The organism is Pseudomonas sp. GL_093, from assembly GCF_057837605.1.
Genome location: NZ_CM174448.1, coordinates 6,423,750 through 6,443,191, shown reverse-complemented (window position 1 = coordinate 6,443,191; position 19,442 = coordinate 6,423,750). Strand labels below are relative to the sequence as shown.

General features: G+C 59.5%; 17 protein-coding genes. 8 read left to right on the top strand and 9 right to left on the bottom strand.

Features of this window, described 5'->3' with window-relative positions:
• Positions 1-197: 197 nt before the first annotated feature.
• Both AC3IUE_RS29790 and AC3IUE_RS29785 read right to left on the bottom strand, forming a co-directional pair.
• The gene (locus AC3IUE_RS29790; protein WP_056741265.1) at positions 198-905 is read right to left on the bottom strand and encodes a 3'-5' exonuclease; all 708 of its coding nucleotides are present in this window, start codon (positions 903-905) and stop codon (positions 198-200) included.
• Positions 902-2,836: a putative nucleotidyltransferase substrate binding domain-containing protein gene (locus tag AC3IUE_RS29785; RefSeq protein WP_330219781.1), complete on the bottom strand. Its 1,935-nt coding sequence runs from the start codon at positions 2,834-2,836 to the stop codon at positions 902-904. Before AC3IUE_RS29785 ends, AC3IUE_RS29790 begins: the two co-directional genes overlap by 4 nt.
• Positions 2,837-3,096: 260 nt before the next feature.
• On the opposite strand from AC3IUE_RS29785, the gene AC3IUE_RS29780 reads away from it, so the two are divergent.
• Positions 3,097-3,543 carry a response regulator gene (locus tag AC3IUE_RS29780; RefSeq protein ID WP_489264482.1) on the top strand — a complete coding sequence of 149 codons (447 nt, stop codon included), beginning with the start codon at positions 3,097-3,099 and terminating at the stop codon, positions 3,541-3,543.
• 70 nt (positions 3,544-3,613) lie between these two features.
• Here AC3IUE_RS29780 and AC3IUE_RS29775 read toward each other — a convergent pair whose 3' ends face one another.
• Positions 3,614-5,791 (bottom strand): malate synthase G, encoded by a 2,178-nt coding sequence (locus tag AC3IUE_RS29775; protein ID WP_489264481.1) that lies wholly within the window; start codon positions 5,789-5,791, stop codon positions 3,614-3,616.
• A 477-nt stretch (positions 5,792-6,268) separates the two neighbouring features.
• Here AC3IUE_RS29775 and AC3IUE_RS29770 point away from each other — a divergent pair, with 477 nt between their 5' ends.
• Positions 6,269-6,787 carry a glycine cleavage system transcriptional repressor gene (locus AC3IUE_RS29770; RefSeq protein ID WP_007947710.1) on the top strand — a complete coding sequence of 173 codons (519 nt, stop codon included), beginning with the start codon at positions 6,269-6,271 and terminating at the stop codon, positions 6,785-6,787.
• A 215-nt stretch (positions 6,788-7,002) separates the two neighbouring features.
• Here AC3IUE_RS29770 and rarD read toward each other — a convergent pair whose 3' ends face one another.
• The 5 genes from rarD to AC3IUE_RS29745 all read right to left on the bottom strand — a co-directional run bounded on the left by rarD (position 7,003) and on the right by AC3IUE_RS29745 (position 12,805).
• A complete protein-coding gene (gene rarD / locus AC3IUE_RS29765; protein WP_489264480.1) occupies positions 7,003-7,890 on the bottom strand; it encodes an EamA family transporter RarD in 888 nt (295 codons plus the stop codon).
• A 203-nt stretch (positions 7,891-8,093) separates the two neighbouring features.
• Complete coding sequence (locus AC3IUE_RS29760) at positions 8,094-9,068, bottom strand: serine/threonine protein kinase (RefSeq protein WP_008147144.1); 975 nt, start codon at positions 9,066-9,068, stop codon at positions 8,094-8,096.
• 208 nt (positions 9,069-9,276) lie between these two features.
• A complete protein-coding gene (locus AC3IUE_RS29755) occupies positions 9,277-11,178 on the bottom strand; it encodes a PhoX family protein (protein WP_489264479.1) in 1,902 nt (633 codons plus the stop codon).
• A 58-nt stretch (positions 11,179-11,236) separates the two neighbouring features.
• A complete protein-coding gene (locus tag AC3IUE_RS29750) occupies positions 11,237-12,001 on the bottom strand; it encodes a TOBE domain-containing protein (RefSeq protein ID WP_489264478.1) in 765 nt (254 codons plus the stop codon).
• Positions 12,002-12,064: 63 nt separating this feature from the next.
• Positions 12,065-12,805, bottom strand: a complete 741-nt coding sequence (locus tag AC3IUE_RS29745) for a ComFC family protein (RefSeq protein ID WP_489264477.1) — start codon at positions 12,803-12,805, stop codon at positions 12,065-12,067.
• Between the two features lie 92 nt (positions 12,806-12,897).
• On the opposite strand from AC3IUE_RS29745, the gene bioB reads away from it, so the two are divergent.
• The 6 genes from bioB (at position 12,898) to AC3IUE_RS29715 (ending at position 17,917) form a co-directional block, all read left to right on the top strand.
• The gene (gene bioB, locus AC3IUE_RS29740; RefSeq protein WP_008147151.1) at positions 12,898-13,953 is read left to right on the top strand and encodes a biotin synthase BioB; all 1,056 of its coding nucleotides are present in this window, start codon (positions 12,898-12,900) and stop codon (positions 13,951-13,953) included.
• A 175-nt stretch (positions 13,954-14,128) separates the two neighbouring features.
• Positions 14,129-15,307, top strand: coding sequence for an 8-amino-7-oxononanoate synthase (gene bioF, locus AC3IUE_RS29735; protein WP_489264476.1), 1,179 nt, complete (start codon positions 14,129-14,131; stop codon positions 15,305-15,307).
• Positions 15,300-16,031, top strand: a complete 732-nt coding sequence (locus AC3IUE_RS29730) for an alpha/beta fold hydrolase (RefSeq protein ID WP_489264475.1) — start codon at positions 15,300-15,302, stop codon at positions 16,029-16,031. Before bioF ends, AC3IUE_RS29730 begins: the two co-directional genes overlap by 8 nt.
• Entirely contained in the window at positions 16,024-16,836 is an 813-nt protein-coding gene (gene bioC / locus AC3IUE_RS29725; protein ID WP_489264474.1) for a malonyl-ACP O-methyltransferase BioC, read from the top strand. The genes AC3IUE_RS29730 and bioC overlap by 8 nt, the downstream gene beginning before the upstream one ends.
• A complete protein-coding gene (gene bioD / locus AC3IUE_RS29720) occupies positions 16,833-17,513 on the top strand; it encodes a dethiobiotin synthase (protein WP_489264473.1) in 681 nt (226 codons plus the stop codon). The genes bioC and bioD overlap by 4 nt, the downstream gene beginning before the upstream one ends.
• Before the next feature lie 107 nt (positions 17,514-17,620).
• Positions 17,621-17,917: a hypothetical protein gene (locus tag AC3IUE_RS29715; protein WP_056741277.1), complete on the top strand. Its 297-nt coding sequence runs from the start codon at positions 17,621-17,623 to the stop codon at positions 17,915-17,917.
• Positions 17,918-17,967: 50 nt separating this feature from the next.
• On the opposite strand, the gene AC3IUE_RS29710 is transcribed toward AC3IUE_RS29715, so the two are convergent.
• The gene (locus tag AC3IUE_RS29710; RefSeq protein ID WP_489264472.1) at positions 17,968-19,209 is read right to left on the bottom strand and encodes a hypothetical protein; all 1,242 of its coding nucleotides are present in this window, start codon (positions 19,207-19,209) and stop codon (positions 17,968-17,970) included.
• Positions 19,210-19,442: the final 233 nt, after the last annotated feature.

The window sequence follows — 19,442 nt, the reverse complement described above, 5'->3', positions numbered from 1 at the left end:
GGATAACCAGATTTTTAGGACCCGCACGGATCTTGTAGCAGCTGCCGAAGGCTGCGTTCGGCTGCGAAGCAGTCGCCAAACCTGTCTGCAAGGTCTGCCTGATGCACCGCGAGCGCTGATTTTGCGACTGCTGCGTCCGATCGCGGCCCGAACCGAACGCAGCCTTCGGTAGCTGCTACACAGGATTGCGGTGGCTGTTAAAAAGAAGGCGCTCGCTGTCGCCGCTTCCACTGACTCAACCGCTGCTGCAGATTCAACGGGCTATGAATCTGCATCTGCCGCGCCCGGCTGAACAAAATCAACGCCAGCTCAGCGGTGGCCAACGCATCGGCACTGGCATTGTGGCGCTCGAACACTTCCAGTTTGAACCAGTCGATCCACTGATCCAGCCCGGCATCGCGAATGTGCGCCTGAGGGCAAAGCAGCGGCGCGATATCAGCCACATCCAGAAACGGATGCTGCAACTTGTAGCCCAGATGGTCTTTCAAAGCGCGCCCGAGCATGTGCTGATCGAACGGCGCATGAAACGCCAACACCGGACTATCGCCAACAAATTCCATGAATTCGACCAGGGCCTGAGCCGGATCGCTGCCCGCGGCAATCGCACTCGGCCCCAGGCCATGGATCAACACGCTGGGAGCCAACTTCATGTCGGTGCATTGCAACGTGCGCTCGAACTGCTGGCTGAAATCGATCGCGCCGTCCTCGATCACTACCGCGCCGATGGACAACACCCGATCCTTGTTCAGGTTCAGCCCGGTGGTTTCCAGGTCGAGCACCACCCAGCGCTGTTCGCGCAGGCTGCATTCGCCCAGCTCTGCCGCCGGGGGCAAGCGTTGCAGACGTTGTTGGAGTTCGCCGGGAAGGCTCGGACCTGCCGGGCGCAGCCATGAAAACAGACTCATAGCTGATACCGCAGAGCCAGGCTGCTTTGCAGGCGTTGTGCCTGGCGCAGGGATTCACGCAGGATCCGTCGATCCAGATGATTGAGGCTGTCCGGATCGACCCGGTTGGAGTAGGGCAAGTTCTCCCGGGTTTGTAGCTGATGTTGCTGCATGCGGGCTTGCTGGATGAAGTGATAGGCCTCTTCGTACGCCGCACCGTCCAGCCGTTCGATGACTTCTTTGTCCACCAGTTGGCGAAAGCGTTCCAGCGTGTTGTTCGCCTCGATCCCATGGGCCAACGCAAGCAGTCGGGCACCGTCGACAAACGGTGTCAGCCCCTGGACCTTCAAGTCCAGAGTGGCTTTCTCGCCATTCTTGCGAGCCAGTACGAACTCACGGAAACGCCCTACGGGCGGACGGTTGCGCAGGGCGTTCTCGGCCATCATCCGTTGGAACAGTCGGTTGTCATTCACCTGATCGAGAATTCCCCGGCGCAGCTGCTCGCAGCCTTGCTCGTCGCCCCAGACCACCCGCAAGTCGAAATAAATGCTCGAACCCAGCAGGTTCTCCGGCGTTGCCTCGCGGATAAACGCCGCAAAACGTCGCGACCATTCGGCCCGGGACAGACACAGCTCAGGGTTGCCGGCCATGATGTTGCCCTTGCACAGGGTGAAACCGCAGAGCGCCAGGCTCTGGTTAATGTGCTGGGCGATGGGCAACAACTTGCCGCGAATCTCGGCGGCGTGGGCCGCGTCCCGGGCTTCGAACAGAATGCCGTTGTCCTGATCGGTGTGCAGCGTCTGCTCGCGGCGGCCTTCGCTACCGAAGCACAGCCAACTGAACGGAATCCCGGGGTCACCTTTCTCGGCGAGGGTCAGTTCGATCACCCGGCACACGGTGTGGTCGTTGAGCAAGGTGATGATGTGCGTGATCTGAGTTGAAGAGGCACCGTGGGCCAGCATGCGTTCCACCAGTTGGCCGATCTCGCCGCGCATTGCGACCAGATTTTCCACCTTCTGGGCGCTGCGGATAGTCCGCGCCAGATGCACCAGATCGACCCGTTGCAGAGAAAACAGATCACGTTCCGAGACCACGCCGCACAGGCGATGATCCTTGACCAGGCAGACGTGGGCGATGTGCCGCTCGGTCATGGCAATCGCCGCATCGAAGGCGCTGTGGTCCGGCGACAGGTAAAACGGCGCCCGGGTCATGTGGCGTTCGATAGCTTCGTTGAAATCGTTAGTGCCGTCGGCCACCACATGGCGCAGGTCGCGCAGGGTGAAAATGCCCAGCGGCGCTTTATGTTCGTCGACCACCACAATGCTGCCGACCTGCTGCCCATGCATCAGGGTCACGGCTTCACGCAGCGGCGTGGTCGGGCTGCAGGTGACCGGATGGCGCATGGCCAATTCGCCCAGGCGGGTATTGAGCGAGTACTGGGTGCCGAGGGTTTCCACGGCTTTTTGCTGGACTTGCTGGTTGACCTGATCCAGCAGGCTGCTCACGCCGCGTAAGGAAAAGTCGCGAAACGCGTTGGAAAGCGCGAACAGTTTGATGAACGCCAGCTTGTTCAGCTGTAGGCAAAAGGTGTCTTCGGAGGCCAGATGCTCGGTTCGAGTCGCGCGCTCACCCAGCAGCGCGGCGAGGGGGAAACACTCGCCGGTGGTGATTTCGAAGGTGGTTTCGGTGCCGCCCTTGGCCGTATGGGGGCGTTCACCCACGACCCGGCCTTGTTTGACGATGTAGAAATGCTCAACCGGGCCGTCGGCGGGCTTGAGGATGCTCTCGCCGGGCGCATAAAAACGCAGCTGACACTGTTCGACCAGGTACGCCAGGTGGGCGTGTTCCATTTGATTGAAGGGCGGGAAGCGCTGAAGGAATTGCAACGTGCCCTGGATGTTCTGCAACACCGCGGTTTTCCCTGCCTGTGTGAAGGCGTCCTCTTTACTCATAACCATTACCGCAGTCTTTTTTTGAATTGTTGTTGTCGGATGACTGAGCCATGGTCGGCCCCTGCGCGCGGGGTGCCCATTGGACGTAAGTCTAGGTAGGCAGGGAAGCTGTCGGTATTTGGGAAATGTCTGACGCAACGGTGGGAAAAACCTCCTACATTGGCTATAGGAAACTTTTCCGACGACGTGCACATTAAAGGCCCGCTTAGCGATGTCTGACGGATGTGCTAGGGAATAGAAATGAAAACGTAGAGTAAGCCATGTCCGACCACGATATTTTGAGTGACGCCGAGCGCAAGGCGCTGAGTGACGTCATGCTGGAACCTGACCTGCCGCCGCAGCGGGTGCTGATCGTCGACGACGATAAAGATGCGCGCGAGTTGCTGTCGGAGATTCTGGCGCTGGACGGGGTGCGCTGCATGACTGCCGCCAGTGGCGAAACCGCACTCAAGATGTTGGAGACGATGCCCTCGATTGGCCTGGTGATCACCGATCTGCGGATGGGCAATGTCGATGGTCTGGACCTGATCCGCCAGGTCCGTGAATCGGTTCGTGCAGCAATGCCGTTCATCATCGTTTCCGGTGACGCCGACGTGAAAGATGCGATCGCTGCGATGCACTTGAGCGTGGTCGACTTCCTGCTCAAGCCTGTCGATACCGGCAAGCTGTTGGAGCTGGTCAAACATGAGTTGGGAATGGATGTGTAGGAACCGATTTGAAACAAAAAAGCCCTGATCTTTCGATCAGGGCTTTTTTTTGTCCGGGGTCAGCGCTTAGTTACAGGCCATTGGCAGCCTTGAACTCGCGGCGACGACGGTGCAGGACCGGCTCGGTGTAGCCGTTCGGTTGCTTCGTGCCTTCGACCACCAGTTCGATGGCCGCCTGGAAGGCGATGTTGCTGTCGAAGTCAGGTGCCAGCGGACGATACAGCGGGTCATTGGCGTTTTGACGGTCAACCACTGGCGCCATGCGCTTGAGGCTTTCCATGACCTGATCTTCGGTGACGATGCCGTGACGCAGCCAGTTGGCGATGTGCTGGCTGGAAATACGCAGCGTCGCACGGTCTTCCATCAGGCCGACGTCATTGATGTCCGGCACTTTCGAGCAACCGACGCCTTGGTCGATCCAGCGCACCACGTAACCGAGAATGCCCTGGGCGTTGTTGTCCAGTTCGTTCTTGATCTGTTCCGCGGTCCAGTCTGGATTGACGGCCAACGGGATGGTCAGGATGTCATCCACCGAAGCGCGTGCACGTTTGGCCAGTTCGGCCTGACGGGCGAACACATCGACCTTGTGGTAATGCAGCGCGTGCAGCGCAGCAGCGGTCGGCGATGGAACCCAGGCAGTGTTGGCACCGGCCATCGGGTGAGCGATTTTCTGTTCGAGCATCGCTGCCATCAGGTCCGGCATGGCCCACATGCCTTTACCGATCTGCGCGCGACCTTGCAGGCCGGTGCTCAAACCGATATCGACGTTCCAGTTCTCGTAGGCACCGATCCACTTCTCAGCCTTCATGTCCGCCTTGCGCACCATCGGGCCGGCTTCCATGGAGGTGTGGATTTCATCACCGGTACGGTCGAGGAATCCGGTGTTGATGAACACTACACGCTCGCTGGCAGCCTTGATGCAGGCCTTGAGGTTGACCGTGGTACGGCGTTCCTCGTCCATGATCCCGACTTTCAGCGTGTTGCGCGGCAGACCGAGCACTTCTTCGATGCGACTGAACAGTTCGTTGGTGAACGCCGCTTCTTCCGGGCCGTGCATCTTCGGTTTCACGATGTAGACCGAGCCGGTACGGCTGTTCTTACGCGAGTTGTTACCGTTGAGGCTGTGGATTGCCGCGAGGCTGGTGACCAGACCGTCAAGGATGCCTTCCGGCACTTCGTTGCCGTCCTTATCGAGGATCGCGTCGATGGTCATCAGGTGACCGACGTTGCGCACGAACAGCAGTGAACGACCGTGCAGGCTCAGTTCTTTACCATCGACACCGGTATAAGTGCGGTCGGCGTTCATGGTGCGGGTAAAGGTCTGACCGCCCTTGGAGACTTCTTCCGACAGATCGCCCTTCATCAGGCCGAGCCAGTTGCGGTAGATCACCACTTTGTCATCGGCATCGACGGCGGCGACGGAGTCTTCGCAGTCCATGATGGTGGTCAGCGCGGCTTCCATCAGGATGTCTTTGAGGCCGGCAGCGTCGGTCTGGCCGACCGGGGTGCTGGCATCGACCTGGATTTCGAAGTGCAGGCCGTTGTTTTTCAGCAGGATCGCGGTCGGTGCGGTTGCATCGCCGTGGAAACCGATCAGCTGTGCATCGTCGCGCAGGCCGGTATTGCTGCCGCCTTTAAGGGCGACCACCAGTTTGCCGTCAACGATCTTGTAGCCGGTGGAGTCGACGTGAGTGCCGGCAGCCAATGGCGCCGCTTCGTCGAGGAAGGCACGGGCGAAGGCGATGACCTTGTCGCCGCGAACCTTGTTGTAGCCTTTGCCTTTTTCCGCGCCGTCAGCTTCGCTGATGGCATCGGTGCCGTAGAGCGCGTCATACAGCGAACCCCAACGGGCGTTCGAGGCGTTGAGCGCGAAACGGGCGTTCATCACCGGAACCACAAGCTGTGGACCGGCCATGCGGGCGATTTCGTCATCGACGTTTTGCGTCGTTGCCTGGAAATCGGCCGCTTCTGGCAGCAGATAACCGATGTCTTGCAAGAAGGCCTTATAAGCCACGGCGTCGTGCGCCTGGCCGGCACGGGATTGGTGCCAGCCATCAATACGAGCCTTGAAATCATCGCGTTTGGCGAGTAGGGCTTTGTTCTTCGGCGCCAGGTCATGAATGACCTTGTCGGCACCGGCCCAGAACTTATCGGCGGTGAGGCCGGTACCGGGAATGGCTTCGTTGTTCACGAAGTCGAACAGGACTTTGGCGACCTGCAGGCCACCGACTTGAACGTGTTCAGTCATTGCTTGCCTCACTCTGCTCAGCTATTTCGCTTTTCAGCTCTTCAATTTAACAATGAAGCCTCTGGCATTTAAACCACAAACCTTTTGACCAGTACATGCCATTGCGGGCGGCTGGGTTATGACCAATCAACGGCGTTGAGGCCTTGCTGACGGGGCTTTCAGGGTTGTGGCTGCACCTGCGGCAGACATCGATCCAGCGTTATGTAGTGCGCGCTGCGGCATACTACATGATGAATTGCGCTTGTGAAAATTAGACTAATTACGTCGTTCTGCGACGCTATGACGCATTGCGGTCACGTCGGGGTACGGGATGTTCTCAAAAAACCATTGGATTGTTCCAGTTAAATATAAAAACTTGTACACATAATCTTCATTGCCCTGCTATGGGGCTTTGGTTTTCTGAGACGCCGAGCCGATTCTCGCCCCTTGCCTATACTTGCTTTTCTATAACAAAAGTCATGACAAGAGGGCTGCGCCATGGACCACCTCGTACTCACTGTTTTCGCTCCGGACAAGCCAGGGCAGGTCGAGCGCATTGCCCAATGCATCGCCGAGCACGGCGGCAACTGGCTGGAGAGCCGCATGTCGCGCATGGCTGGGCAGTTCGCCGGGATTCTTCGTGTGGGTGTGCCGGCCGAGGCCTACGATGAATTGGTCGATGCCCTACAGGCGTTGTCCGCCCATGGCATTCGCGTGCTGATTGCCGAAAGCGGCATCGAGCAATCCTGCACCTGGAAACCGATTGCCATGGAATTGGTGGGCAATGACCGCCCAGGGATCGTGAGAGACATCACCCGTCTGCTGAGCGAGCAGGGCGTGAACCTGGAGCGTCTGGTGACCGAAGTACGTCCGGCGCCGATGAGCAGCGAGCCTTTGTTCCACGCTGAAGCGATTCTGGCGGTGCCGCTGACGCTGTCCCTGGACGTGCTGCAATCGCGCCTGGAAACCCTGGCGGATGATTTGATGGTCGAATTGGTGCTGCGCAGTGAACCCTGAACAGGTTATCCAAGTTATACGTGCACCTGCCTGTGGATAACCTGTAGAGACAGCCCGCCAGGCCACGTCGGCCGGGGTTCTTCAGGATTTGATCAAAAAACCAGCAGTTTCATGGACTTGCGCACAAACGCCGGGGATCACGTTGTGGATAACCTTGGGAAGGATCGATGCAAGCCACGGGAGCCGTGGCTTGCAGAGGTTTGGGTGTTTTTTGATCAGCAGCGGCGTCGCAGACTTATCCACGCGTCGACGCTGTAAACCGCCAGACCGGCCCAGATAAAGATGAACGCTACCAGTGTGCTCGACGACAAATGTTCGCCAAACAGCAGAACGGCCTGCAACAGCACCAGCGTCGGCGCCAGGTACTGGAGGAATCCCAGCGTCGTGTAGGGCAAATGCCGTGCAGCGGCGTTGAAACACACCAGCGGCACCAGCGTCACCGGACCGGCGGCCACCAGCCACCAGGCTTCGGACGTGGTCCAGAATTCGGGCTGAGCGCTTGTGGCTGTCTGATTGAAAAGCAGCCAGGCAATGGCAATCGGCACCAGCATCCAGGTTTCCACCACCAGCCCCGGCAGCGCCTTGACCGGTGCCTGCTTGCGGATCAGTCCGTAGAAACCGAACGTCAGCGCCAGCACCAGGGACACCCACGGCAGACTGCCGACTTGCCAGACCTGCTGCGCGACGCCAACCGCTGCCAGGCCAACCGCCAGCCATTGCATGCGCCGCAGTCGTTCGCCAAGGATCAGCATGCCCAACAGCACGTTCACCAGCGGGTTGATGTAGTAACCGAGACTGGCTTCGAGCATGCGCCCGTTGTTCACCGACCAGACGTAGGTCAGCCAGTTGGCCGCGATCAGCGTGCCGCTCAGGGCCAGGATCGCCAGGCGTTTCGGGTTGTCACGCAACTCGCGCCACCAGCCCGGATGTTTCCACACCATCAGCAGCAAGGCGCCGAACAGCGCGGACCAGAGCACTCGGTGGATGATGATCTCCACGGCGGGCACGCTGGCGATGGCTTTGAAGTAGAGCGGGAAAAGTCCCCAGATGATGTAGGCACTCAGGCCCAGAATGTACCCGCGACGCGGGTTGGCGGCTTGCATTCAGAATCCTTGCTTAGGCAGCTAACAAAGAAGGGATTGTAAGGAGGTTTGTCTACGAATGTCCTACCTGATTAGGTAGGGCAATTGTGAACACCTGACTGTGGGAGTGAGCCTGCTCGCGATAGCGTTGTGTCAGCAACTAATGTGCTGAATGTGTCGCCGTCATCGCGAGCAGGCTCGCTCCCACAGGGGGCCGTGTTGGGTCAAAAGAGTTTCAGGGGTTCTTCATTCAGGGCCGCCAGTTGTTCACGCAAGGCCAACACTTGGTCCCCCCAATACCGTTCACTGCCAAACCACGGAAAACTGTGCGGGAACGCCGGGTCATCCCAGCGGCGGGCGAGCCAGGCGCTGTAGTGCATCAGGCGCAAGGCGCGCAGGGGTTCGATCAACGCCAGTTCCCGCGGATCGAAGTCGTGGAACTCACTGTAGCCGTCCATCAATTCCGACAACTGACCGAGACATTCCTGACGATCACCCGCCAGCATCATCCAGATGTCCTGCACCGCCGGGCCCATGCGGCAGTCGTCGAGGTCGACGATGTGGAACATCTCGTCGCGGCACATCATGTTGCCAGGGTGGCAGTCGCCGTGCATGCGGATGTTCTTGTGCGGCGTGGCCTTGTAGACCTCTTCCACCCGTTTGAGCAGGTCCCGGGCCACGGACTCGTAGGCGGGCAGGAGGCTTTTGGGTACGAAATTGCCTTCGAGCAATGTCGTCAGCGAGTCATGACCGAAGTTCTTCACACCCAGTGCTTCACGGTGCTCGAACGGCTTTGTAGTGCCGACGGCGTGCAAGCGACCGAGCAGTTGCCCCAGGCGATACAACTGATCGAGATTGCCCGGCTCCGGCGCACGGCCGCCACGGCGGGGGAACAGGGTGAAACGGAAACCGTTGTGTTCGTGCAGGCTGGCACCGTTGTGAATCATTGGCGCGACCACCGGTACGTCGCATTCGGCGAGTTCGAAGGTGAATTGGTGCTCTTCGAGAATTGCTTCGTTGGTCCAGCGCTGCGGACGGTAGAACTTGGCGATCAGCGGCTCGGAGTCTTCGATACCGACCTGATAGACACGGTTCTCATAGCTGTTGAGCGCCAGAATGCGCGCGTCGCTGAGAAAGCCGATGCTTTCGACGGCATCGAGCACGAGGTCTGGGGTAAGGGTTGCAAACGGGTGGGCCATGCTGACTCCTGCGCGCGGCAGGCTGCCGCGTCCGGCCAAGCATGGTAGCGCAGAAGGGGCTTCTTTAGGGGGTGGGGTTGAGATCAGTGGTGTTTCGGCTGATGCCATCGCGAGCAGGCTCACTCCTACAGGGATCTTGGGTGTGCACACTATCTGTGTCACACAGACGATTAACTGTGGGAGCGAGCCTGCTCGCGATGAGGGCCTGTCAGGCGCCGACGACCCCGCCATCTTCACGGGAAATCGCCATCACCGAAGACCGCGGCTTGCCATTCGGCAGATGCTCAGGGAACGTCGACCCACCGTTTTCCCCCGGATGCTGAATCCCGACAAACAAGGTCTTCTGGTCGGGCGAGAAGCTGATCCCGGTCACTTCGCAACCCACCGGCCCGACCATGAAGCGACGAATCTCCCCGGTCACCGGATCAGCACACAGCATCTGATTATTGCCCATGCCCGCGAAATCACCGGCATTGCTCGAATCGCCATCGGTGAGAATCCACAACCGCCCAGCCTTGTCGAAACCCAAGCCGTCCGGGCTGTTGAACATGTTCTGCGGCGTGATGTTCGACGAACCGCCCTTCGGCGAACCGGCGTGAACACCCGGGTTGCCCGCGACCACAAACAGATCCCAGGCAAAGCTTTTCGAGCCGTGATCGTCACGGTCGGTGCGCCAACGCAAAATCTGCCCGTAGACGTTCTTCTCGCGCGGGTTCGGCCCGCCCACCGGCTGGCCATCCTCGCCACGCTTGGCGTTGTTGGTCAGCGTGCAGTAGACCTGGCCATCCTTGGGGCTGACGACGATCCATTCCGGACGGTCCATGCGCGTGGCTTTCACCACGCTGGCCGCGAGGCGGGCGTGAATCAACACTTCGGCCTGGTCGGCGAAACCGCTGCTGGCGTCGATGCCGTTTTTACCGTGAGTCAGTTCGATCCATTCGCCCTGGCCTTTAGGGTGATCGGCGTTGCCGTCGCCCGCGTCGAAGCGCGCCACGTACAAGGTGCCGTGGTCCAGCAGGTCGTGGTTGGCCTTGGGGTTTTTGTGGTTGATCTTGTCGCGGCTGACGAATTTGTAGATGAACTCGCCGCGCTCATCGTCGCCCATGTACACCACGGCGTGACCGTCACTGGTTTCGGCCAGGGCGGCGTTTTCATGTTTGAAGCGGCCCAGCGCGGTGCGTTTGACCGGCGTCGATTGCGGGTCGAACGGGTCGATCTCCACGACCCAACCGTGACGGTTGAGTTCGTTGGGGTTTTTCGCCAGGTCGAAACGCTCGTCGTGCGGGTGCCAGTTGATCTCTTTGCTGGCCGCCACCGCGCCGTAGCGTTTCTGCGCGGCGTCGAACTTTTGTTCGGCATTGCTGCTGCCGAAGCAGTCGGTGAAGTTTTCTTCGCAGGTCAGGTACGTGCCCCACGGCGTCTTGCCGTTGGCGCAGTTCTGGAAGGTGCCAAGGACGTTCTTGCCGTGTGGGTCGGCACTGGTTTTCAGCAGCGCGTGGCCGGCGGCCGGACCGCTCAGGCTGATCGGCGCGTTGCCGTGAATGCGCCGGTTGTAGCGCGAGCCCTGGACGAAATGCCACTGACCGTTCTTGCGCTGCACTTCGATCACCGACACGCCTTCGCAGGCCAACGCCTTGCGCACGTCAGCAGCCGACTGCGGCATGCCGCCGTGGGCATAGAGGTAGCGATAGTTGGTGTATTCGTTGTTGATCGCCATCAGTGCCCGGTTGTGGTCACCGGGAAATTCGAACAGGCTCATGCCGTCGTTGTTGTCGCCGAACTGGACTTCCTGATGCTCGGCGGAGCCGTTGCCACTCGGGTCGAACACCGGGCCGTTCTTCTGCAGGGGTTGGCCCCAACTGATCAATACCGAAGATTTGTAACCTGGCGGCAGGGTGATGGCATCGCTGGTGGCGGCGGGAATACTGTCAAAACCCAACAGTTTGCTGGAGCCGGCGCTGACGCTGGCGGCCAGCACGCTGCGGCTCAGCAGGTTGCCGCCCATGAACATCGCTGCACCGCAGAGGGCGCCGGCGCTGATGAAACCACGGCGGCTGAGGCCGACCATTTTCTCGAGGTCGGTGGATTGGTTGTCTTCTAATAGGCTCACATCAGGCTCCCTGCGGGTTTTTGCAGTCACCTTAATGAGCGTTAATGACACTTGTGTTTCAAAGCGGTGTACCGAGTAAAACGTTGGATGGCGCGAACTGCACCAGCACCGGTTTATTGGCGGCGAGGCCGAGGGTTCTCAAGTGCAGCGGTTCGGCCAGCGCGCAGAGTGTCTGGCCATTGGGCAGGCCGATGCGCACTTCGCTGGGGCCGTCCTCGGCGTCGAGAATTTCCTCGATGATGCCCTTCAGGCAATTATTGCCGGGTGTTGCCACTTGATCGATGCCCAGCAACTCCAGCCAGCCGGCCTTGATCAGTGCGACCACTTCGGTGCCGGTTTCGAGGTCCAGACGCAGGGTGCTGTCGTGAGTGATCTGCGCATCGATGCTCAAGCCTTCGGCCAGTTCAAGGCGAATCCGGTCGTTGTGCCCTTGGGTATCAATCGCTACGACCTTGCCATGCAGTTGATTGCGCGCGCTGGTTCTGAGCATCAGTCGGCCGAGCAGGTCGAGATCGCTGGCATCTTCGGCGGCTTCCAGCACCTGAGCCTGCAAGGCTTGCAGCTTTTGATACAGGCGCAATACGCGCTCGCCTTCGCTGGAGAGTTTGGCACCGCCGCCGCCCTTGCCGCCGACACTGCGCTCCACCAACGGTTTTTGCGCGAGGTTGTTCAGCTCGTCGATGGCGTCCCAGGCCGCTTTGTAACTCAGCCCCGCGCTTTTCGCGGCACGGGTGATCGAGCCCTGTTCGGCGATGTGTTGCAGCAACGCGATGCGCTGCGGACGACGGACGATGTGCTGGGACAACAACGTAGGCAAGGACATGGCAAGACGCTTTGGGCTGTGGCGATGGGAAGGACGTTGGCGGCTTGGGGCCCGGGAGTCAAGTCAGGGCGCATCGCCGGGTTTGGGTGTGCGGGCCAGGCAATAGACGTCGACACGTGCGGCGCCGGCGTCCATCAACAGGCGAGCCAGGGCCTGGGCCGTGGCGCCGGTGGTCAACACATCGTCCACCAATGCTAAATGACGACCCTTGATGCACACATCGGGCGTCAGGGCGAAGGCGTTGCGCAGGTTCTTTTTGCGGGCCTCGGCATTCAGGTCCTGTTGCGCGCTGGTGTCCTGAATCCTCAGCAACAGCGTTTCATCGCACGGAATGTCGAGGCGGGTGCTGAGCCAGCGGGCGAGCATCGCGGCTTGGTTGAAGCCCCGTTTACGCAGTCGTTTGGAGGCCAACGGAACAGGGATGAGCGCGTCGGGTCGATTCAGGTCTTCATCGAAGCGATGTTGCAGGAACTGAGCGAGAAGCTCGGCAAGCAGGCGACCAAACGGCCACTTCGCAGAGTGTTTGAAGCGTGTGATCAACGTGTCCACCGGAAAGCTGTAAGTCCAGGGCGTAGCGACCCGTTCAAAGGCTGGCGGCTGTTTCAAACATTGGCCACAGGTCAGGCCAGCAGTGGGCAACGGCAGGGCGCAGGTTTGGCATTGATCGCCCAGCCAGGGCAACTCCGTTTCACAGGCCATGCAGAGGGGGGTGCATTCATCGGCGGGTTCTGAACAGAGCAAACAGAATTGTTCGTTTTTTAACCAGATGTAAACCGGTCCTTCGTATCGTGGTTGACAGCGCATGAGTCTTCCTTAAATATGCCGAACATCCGTGTCGCGTCTGTGGGTATTCCATTCCCCAGCCGCTTGCCAAGCATAAAACAAAGGAAACGCCCATGAGCGCCAGCACCACTGCAACCCTGCGTCATGACTGGTCTTTGGCCGAAGTCAAAGCACTCTTCGTTCAGCCATTCAATGACCTGTTGTTTCAGGCGCAGACGGTGCACCGCGCGCATTTCGACGCCAATCGGGTCCAGGTGTCGACGCTGCTGTCGATCAAGACCGGTGCCTGCCCGGAAGATTGCAAATATTGTCCGCAGTCCGGTCACTACAACACCGGCCTGGAAAAAGAAAAGCTGATGGAAGTGCAGAAGGTCCTCGAAGAGGCCGCTCGCGCCAAGGCCATCGGTTCGACCCGTTTCTGCATGGGCGCGGCGTGGAAACATCCGTCGGCCAAAGACATGCCTTACGTGCTGGAAATGGTCAAAGGCGTGAAAGCCATGGGCCTGGAAACCTGCATGACCCTCGGTCGCCTGGATCAGGACCAGACCGTTGCGCTGGCCGACGCCGGCCTCGACTACTACAACCACAACCTCGATACCTCGCCGGAGTTCTACGGCAGCATCATCACCACCCGCACCTACAGCGAGCGCCTGCAAACCCTGGCTTACGTGCGTGAATCGGGGATGAAGATCTGCTCCGGCGGCATCCTCGGCATGGGCGAGTCCCTCGATGACCGCGCCAATCTGCTGATCCAGCTGGCCAACCTGCCAGAGCACCCAGAGTCGGTGCCGATCAACATGCTGGTGAAAGTCGCCGGTACGCCGCTGGAAAATGCTGACGATATCGACCCGTTCGACTTCATCCGCATGCTGGCTGTCGCACGCATCCTGATGCCGCAATCCCACGTGCGCCTGTCCGCCGGCCGCGAAGCGATGAACGAGCAGATGCAGGCCCTGGCGTTCTTCGCCGGCGCGAACTCGATTTTCTACGGCGAAAAACTGCTGACTACCGCCAACCCGCAGGCGGACAAGGACATGCAACTGTTCTCGCGCCTGGGCATCCTGCCGGAAGCGCGCGAAGAGCACGCTGACGAAGTGCATCAGGCCGCGATCGAACAAGCGCTGGTTGAGCAGAAGAGCAGCGAGCAGTTCTATAACGCTGCTGTCTGAAATCCTGCATTCATCTCCTGAATGAATGCAAAACCCCTGTGGGAGCGAGCCTGCTCGCGATGGCGCCAGTTCAGTCGATTTCAATGTTGAATGAGGCACCGTCATCGCGAGCAGGCTCGCTCCCACAGGGGTAGCGATCAATTTGATTTATGTAATCTGACTGCCCGAGGTCCGCATGTCTTTCGATCTCAGCGCGCGCCTTGCTGCCCGTCGTGCCGAAAATCTCTACCGCCAACGCCCATTGCTCGAAAGCCCCCAAGGCCCGGAAGTGGTGGTCGATGGTCAGTCGTTGCTGGCGTTCTGTAACAACGACTACCTGGGCCTGGCCAATCACCCGCAAGTGATCGAAGCCTGGCGCGCCGGTGCGGCCCGTTGGGGCGTCGGCGGCGGCGCGTCGCATTTGGTTATCGGCCACAGCAGCCCGCATCATGCGCTGGAAGAGGCCCTGGCCGATTTCACCGGTCGACCGCGCGCGCTGTTGTTCACCACCGGTTACATGGCCAACCTCGGCGCGGTCACCGCGCTGGTCGGGCAGGGCGATACGGTGCTTGAAGACCGGCTCAATCACGCGTCCCTGCTGGATGCGGGTCTGTTGTCCGGAGCGCGTTTCAATCGCTATCTGCACAACGACGCGGCGAGTCTGGCCAAGCGTCTCGAGAAGGCGACCGGCAATACCCTGGTGGTCACCGACGGCGTGTTCAGCATGGACGGCGACATCGCCGACCTGCCGACGCTGGCTCGGGAAGCCAGGGCCAAAGGTGCCTGGTTGATGGTCGATGACGCTCACGGCTTTGGTCCGCTGGGCGCCAATGGTGGCGGGATCGTCGAGCATTTCGGCCTGAGCCAGGAAGATGTGCCGGTTTTGGTCGGCACCCTCGGCAAGGCGTTCGGGACCGCCGGGGCTTTTGTCGCCGGCAGCGAAGAGCTGATCGAGAGCCTGATCCAGTTCGCCCGTCCCTACATTTACACCACCAGCCAGCCGCCGGCGCTGGCCTGCGCGACGCTGAAAAGCCTCGAATTGCTGCGCACTGAACACTGGCGGCGTGAGCATCTGAAGACGCTCATTGCCCAGTTCCGCCATGGTGCGGAGCAGATCGGCCTGGAGTTGATGGACAGCTTCACACCAATCCAGCCGATCATGATCGGCGATGCCGGGCGTGCGGTTCGACTGTCGCAGATGCTGCGTGAACGCGGTCTGATGGTCACTGCGATCCGTCCACCGACCGTGCCCGCCGACAGCGCCCGACTGCGGGTGACCCTGACCGCTGCGCACAGCGAGGCGCAGGTACAGCTATTGTTAAATGGACTGGCCGATTGTTTTCAACAACTGGGACCGGAGCCAAGCCATGCGTGATCGTCTGATTCTGCTGCCCGGCTGGGGCCTCGGAATTTCTCCCCTGGAGCCCTTGGCGGCAGCGTTACAAGGGCTGGATGAACACTTGCGGGTCGAGATCGAGCCGTTGCCGGAACTGGAATCGAGCGATCTTGAGGAGTGGCTCGATGAGCTGGATTCGACGGTGCCTCAGGACGTCTGGCTCGGCGGCTGGTCGCTCGGCGGCATGCTCGCTTCAGAGTTGGCGGCCCGGCGCGGCGATCGCTGCTGCGGCTTGCTGACCCTGGCGAGCAATCCTTCTTTTGTCGCTCATGAGCAATGGCCGAGCGCGATGCCTGCCGAAACCTTCGATGCGTTTCTGGCCGGTTGCAAGGCTGATCCGCGCATGACATTGAAGCGTTTTTCGCTGCTCTGCGCTCAGGGAGCCGAAGACCCGCGCGGGTTGTCTTGGCTGTTGCTCGGTGGCGCGCCACACACCTCGGCAGAGGTATTGATGAGCGGCCTGGAGTTACTCGCACAACTGGATACCCGCCAGGCTTTGCAGGTGTTTCGCGGCCCGCAACTGCACTTGTTCGCCGGCCTCGATGGACTGGTTCCAGCCGAAGCGGCGGGCGACCTGCTGACATTGCTGCCGGATGTTGAAATCGGTCTGATCGAGCAGGCCAGTCACGCGTTTCTTCTGGAAGACCCTCACGGTGTGGCGGGGGCGATTCAGGCCTTTTTGCATGAGTCCGGTGATGACTGATTTATCCCTTCCCAACCTGCCCGGCGGCTTGCCCGACAAACGCCAGGTGGCGGCATCTTTTTCCCGTGCGGCGGCAAGTTACGACAGCGTGGCCGAATTTCAGCGCGACGTTGGCAGTGAATTGTCGAGTCGTTTGCCGGAGGACTTTGTACCGGGTGTGTGGCTGGACCTGGGCTGCGGCACCGGGCATTTCAGTCGTGCATTGGGCGAGCGATTTCCTGCCAGTCACGGCCTGGCCCTGGACATCGCCGAAGGCATGCTCAATCACGCCCGCCCGTTGGGTGGTGCAACGCATTTCATCGCCGGCGATGCCGAGCGGTTGCCGTTGCAGGATTCGACCTGCGATCTGATCTTCTCCAGCCTGGCGGTGCAGTGGTGCGCGGACTTCGCTTCGGTGCTCAGTGAAGCCAATCGGGTGCTGAAACCAGGCGGAGTTTTTGCGTTTGCTAGTCTGTGCGTAGGCACATTGTTCGAGCTGCGTGACAGCTGGCGTCAGGTGGATGGCATGGTGCACGTCAACCGCTTCCGCGAGTTCGGGGTTTATCAACAGCTTTGCGCGGACAGTGGGTTGAGCGTCGCGAGTCTGGAAACCCGACCGCACGTGTTGCATTACCCGGATGTGCGTAGCCTGACCCATGAGCTGAAGGCGCTGGGCGCACACAACCTGAACCCCGGTCGGCCGGGCGGTTTGACCGGCAGGGCGCGGATCCTCGGTTTGATCGAGGCTTATGAGCGGTTTCGTCAGGCCAAAGGATTGCCGGCGACTTATCAAGTGGTCTACGCCGTGTTGGAGAAACCCTTATGAGCGCAGCCTATTTCATCACTGGCACTGACACCGATGTCGGCAAGACCACCATTGCCGCAGCTTTGCTGCATGCCGCGCGATCGGCCGGTTTGAGCACTGCCGCTGGTAAACCGGTCGCCTCCGGTTGCGATGTGACGCCCAAGGGCTTGCGCAATGCCGATGCGTTGGCGTTGCTGGCGGAGTGCTCGGTGCCTTTGACTTATGCGCAGGTCAACCCAGTGGCGTTCGAACCGCCGATCGCTCCGCATCTGGCAGCGCGGGAGGCCGGCGTGGCATTGACGGTGCAATCACTGTTGACGCCGATGCGGGAGATTCTCGATATGCAGGCTGATTTCACCTTGATCGAAGGTGCTGGCGGCTGGCGGGTGCCGTTGGCGGATCAGGACAATTTGTCGGACCTGGCGATGGCGCTGGATCTGCCGGTGATCCTGGTGGTGGGTGTGCGCCTGGGTTGCATCAACCATGCGCTGCTGACGGCCGAGGCGATTGCTCAGGACGGTTTGCAGCTGGCGGGGTGGGTGGCCAATATCATCGATCCGAAGACTTCGCGTCTGGAAGAAAACCTCGCGACACTCGCTGAGCGGATCCCGGCACCGTGCCTTGGGCGAGTGCCGAAACTCAAGTTGGTGACGGCTGAAGCGGTGGCGGAGTATCTGCAGCTGGATCTGCTGGACTAGGGTTTTAACTATGAGAAGGCACTGTGCCATTAGTGTTTTTGTCGGGTCTTTTGTCAGTGGGTCTGCTTCAATGACTGCTGTTGATCCTTTGTAGGACGAGTTCTCCCATGGAAATCTCAGGAAACACCGCTTTTTATGCCGGTCTGAGCACTATTCAGACAGGGCAGAACCGTGTCGATCAGGCCTCTGGCCAGATCGCCAACACGACGATCGAGCGTTCGGTGACGAGCCAGTCTTCCGAGGCTCAAGTCGACCGACTGCGCTCGGTTGATCGCAGCCGGCAATCAGACTTGGCCAGCAATATGGTTGAGATGTCCCAAGGCAAGATCCAGGCAGAACTGGGCGTCAAAGTCGCCAAGGCTTCTGACGAAATGCTCGGTACGTTGATTGATACTTTCGCGTAACCCATGTTCCGTGCCACAGGCGCGGGCACTGAAGATAGTAGGCGAATCAATTACTGCCCAAGCAGCCCCACAACGTAGGAATAGCGAATTTCACGGGCGGTGTTTGTTTCTCCAGCCGAGATAATTCTATTTGTGCGGGGCTGTATCGCAACGTCCCAACACAGACCGCTAGTTACAATTGCCCAGCCTTTTTCCTTGAAGCTTGAATCGAGTGTGCCGTTTTGCAGGAAGCGCCCCATGATCAGAAGCTTGCCGTTATCGTCCGTGTCTGTTGAGCCAGCAACGACAATCTTGCCATCGGGTTGAATCGCAACGGTGTTCCATTCGGGATGCTTTAACCCCTCGTGAATCAGCACTGGCTTACCGTCATTGAACTGCGGATCAAGCTTCCCGTGGGTGTCAAATCGCATCAACAGGCAACTGCGCTGGAGGCCTGTCGTGTAACCGGCGCAAACCAATTTCCCGTCACTCTGAACAACCATTTGTTCCAGGATGCAATTGTGATTGGCGATTCCCCACTTTGCATAACCTTCTATTCCAAAACCAAGGTCTGGAACACCGTCGGCGCTATAGCGGGACAGCGTTATTTGCAGATCACCTTGACCCACGATCATTCCGCCTACAACGATCTTGCCATCCGGTTGAAGCTGAACACTCGATGAGTGAGTGGTGAAGTTACCGAATCGCAGGTCGATGAAGCCTGCCCCTTCGCCGAAGGTTGGGTCCAATTGGCCGTCACTTTGTAAGCGGGCAAGGCGGCTAATGACATCAAGGGAATTGTTGGGAGGCAGTTGATAACAGCAAGTGACGAGGATTTTGTCTGCTTGCAGGCAGCCGTCAGTCATGCGGCGAGGTCGCGCGGGAGCTACAGCGCCTTCAGGAGTAATACCGAGGATTTGATGACCGAAAACCGGGTCCGGGCTGCCACTGGCATTGAAGCGTGTTACGGCGGGTCGGCTCACGCCATTGGTGATCGAGTCGCAAATAAGTACCGTTTTTCCGTCATCCTTTTGCCATAGTAATCGAGTGGGAATCGACGTTCCGGCGTTTTCGAATTTTCCTCGGGTGGGCGTGAAACCTTCAATACCGAAACCGTCAGCACTGGCACGGGTAAAGAGATACTCCCCGTCTACCGAGATTGCCAGATTGAGCTCTCCGTCAGAAGTCACTGCCAGTGCGCGGGCGCTGCTGGGAATTTTGCCTTCAGGTGTGAATCCACCGCTGTTTTTACCGAACGTTGGATCGTGGTCACCCGCCTGCGTTGCTTGTGGCTGATTGATAGAACTGTTCATGTCTGTTCCGTGGGGCTGTGAATAAGTCGTCTGTCTGCTGCTCGCCGAGCAGGCCTTAAACACAATGAAAACCTATTCAAAGAAGATAGATAACTGTCATAAATGACAGGTGTTTGTGGCCTTTGTGGCCATAGTATTGTCCTCCCGGGCCAGATGTTTCTTCTGGTGGGTATAGGCGCAGTGATGGGATGTTTTTCCTGACTCGAACTCTTCTTGCGTCCCGGCTCCCTTCG

What these genes read in the sequence shown, in the direction of transcription:
- AC3IUE_RS29790 (WP_056741265.1), bottom strand. Translation starts at nt 905, where the DNA reads ATGAGTCTGTTTTCATGGCTGCGCCCGGCAGGTCCGAGCCTTCCCGGC.
- AC3IUE_RS29785 (WP_330219781.1), bottom strand. Translation starts at nt 2,836, where the DNA reads ATGAGTAAAGAGGACGCCTTCACACAGGCAGGGAAAACCGCGGTGTTG.
- AC3IUE_RS29780 (WP_489264482.1), top strand. Translation starts at nt 3,097, where the DNA reads ATGTCCGACCACGATATTTTGAGTGACGCCGAGCGCAAGGCGCTGAGT.
- AC3IUE_RS29775 (WP_489264481.1), bottom strand. Translation starts at nt 5,791, where the DNA reads ATGACTGAACACGTTCAAGTCGGTGGCCTGCAGGTCGCCAAAGTCCTG.
- AC3IUE_RS29770 (WP_007947710.1), top strand. Translation starts at nt 6,269, where the DNA reads ATGGACCACCTCGTACTCACTGTTTTCGCTCCGGACAAGCCAGGGCAG.
- rarD (WP_489264480.1), bottom strand. Translation starts at nt 7,890, where the DNA reads ATGCAAGCCGCCAACCCGCGTCGCGGGTACATTCTGGGCCTGAGTGCC.
- AC3IUE_RS29760 (WP_008147144.1), bottom strand. Translation starts at nt 9,068, where the DNA reads ATGGCCCACCCGTTTGCAACCCTTACCCCAGACCTCGTGCTCGATGCC.
- AC3IUE_RS29750 (WP_489264478.1), bottom strand. Translation starts at nt 12,001, where the DNA reads ATGTCCTTGCCTACGTTGTTGTCCCAGCACATCGTCCGTCGTCCGCAG.
- AC3IUE_RS29745 (WP_489264477.1), bottom strand. Translation starts at nt 12,805, where the DNA reads ATGCGCTGTCAACCACGATACGAAGGACCGGTTTACATCTGGTTAAAA.
- bioB (WP_008147151.1), top strand. Translation starts at nt 12,898, where the DNA reads ATGAGCGCCAGCACCACTGCAACCCTGCGTCATGACTGGTCTTTGGCC.
- bioF (WP_489264476.1), top strand. Translation starts at nt 14,129, where the DNA reads ATGTCTTTCGATCTCAGCGCGCGCCTTGCTGCCCGTCGTGCCGAAAAT.
- AC3IUE_RS29730 (WP_489264475.1), top strand. Translation starts at nt 15,300, where the DNA reads ATGCGTGATCGTCTGATTCTGCTGCCCGGCTGGGGCCTCGGAATTTCT.
- bioC (WP_489264474.1), top strand. Translation starts at nt 16,024, where the DNA reads ATGACTGATTTATCCCTTCCCAACCTGCCCGGCGGCTTGCCCGACAAA.
- bioD (WP_489264473.1), top strand. Translation starts at nt 16,833, where the DNA reads ATGAGCGCAGCCTATTTCATCACTGGCACTGACACCGATGTCGGCAAG.
- AC3IUE_RS29715 (WP_056741277.1), top strand. Translation starts at nt 17,621, where the DNA reads ATGGAAATCTCAGGAAACACCGCTTTTTATGCCGGTCTGAGCACTATT.
- AC3IUE_RS29710 (WP_489264472.1), bottom strand. Translation starts at nt 19,209, where the DNA reads ATGAACAGTTCTATCAATCAGCCACAAGCAACGCAGGCGGGTGACCAC.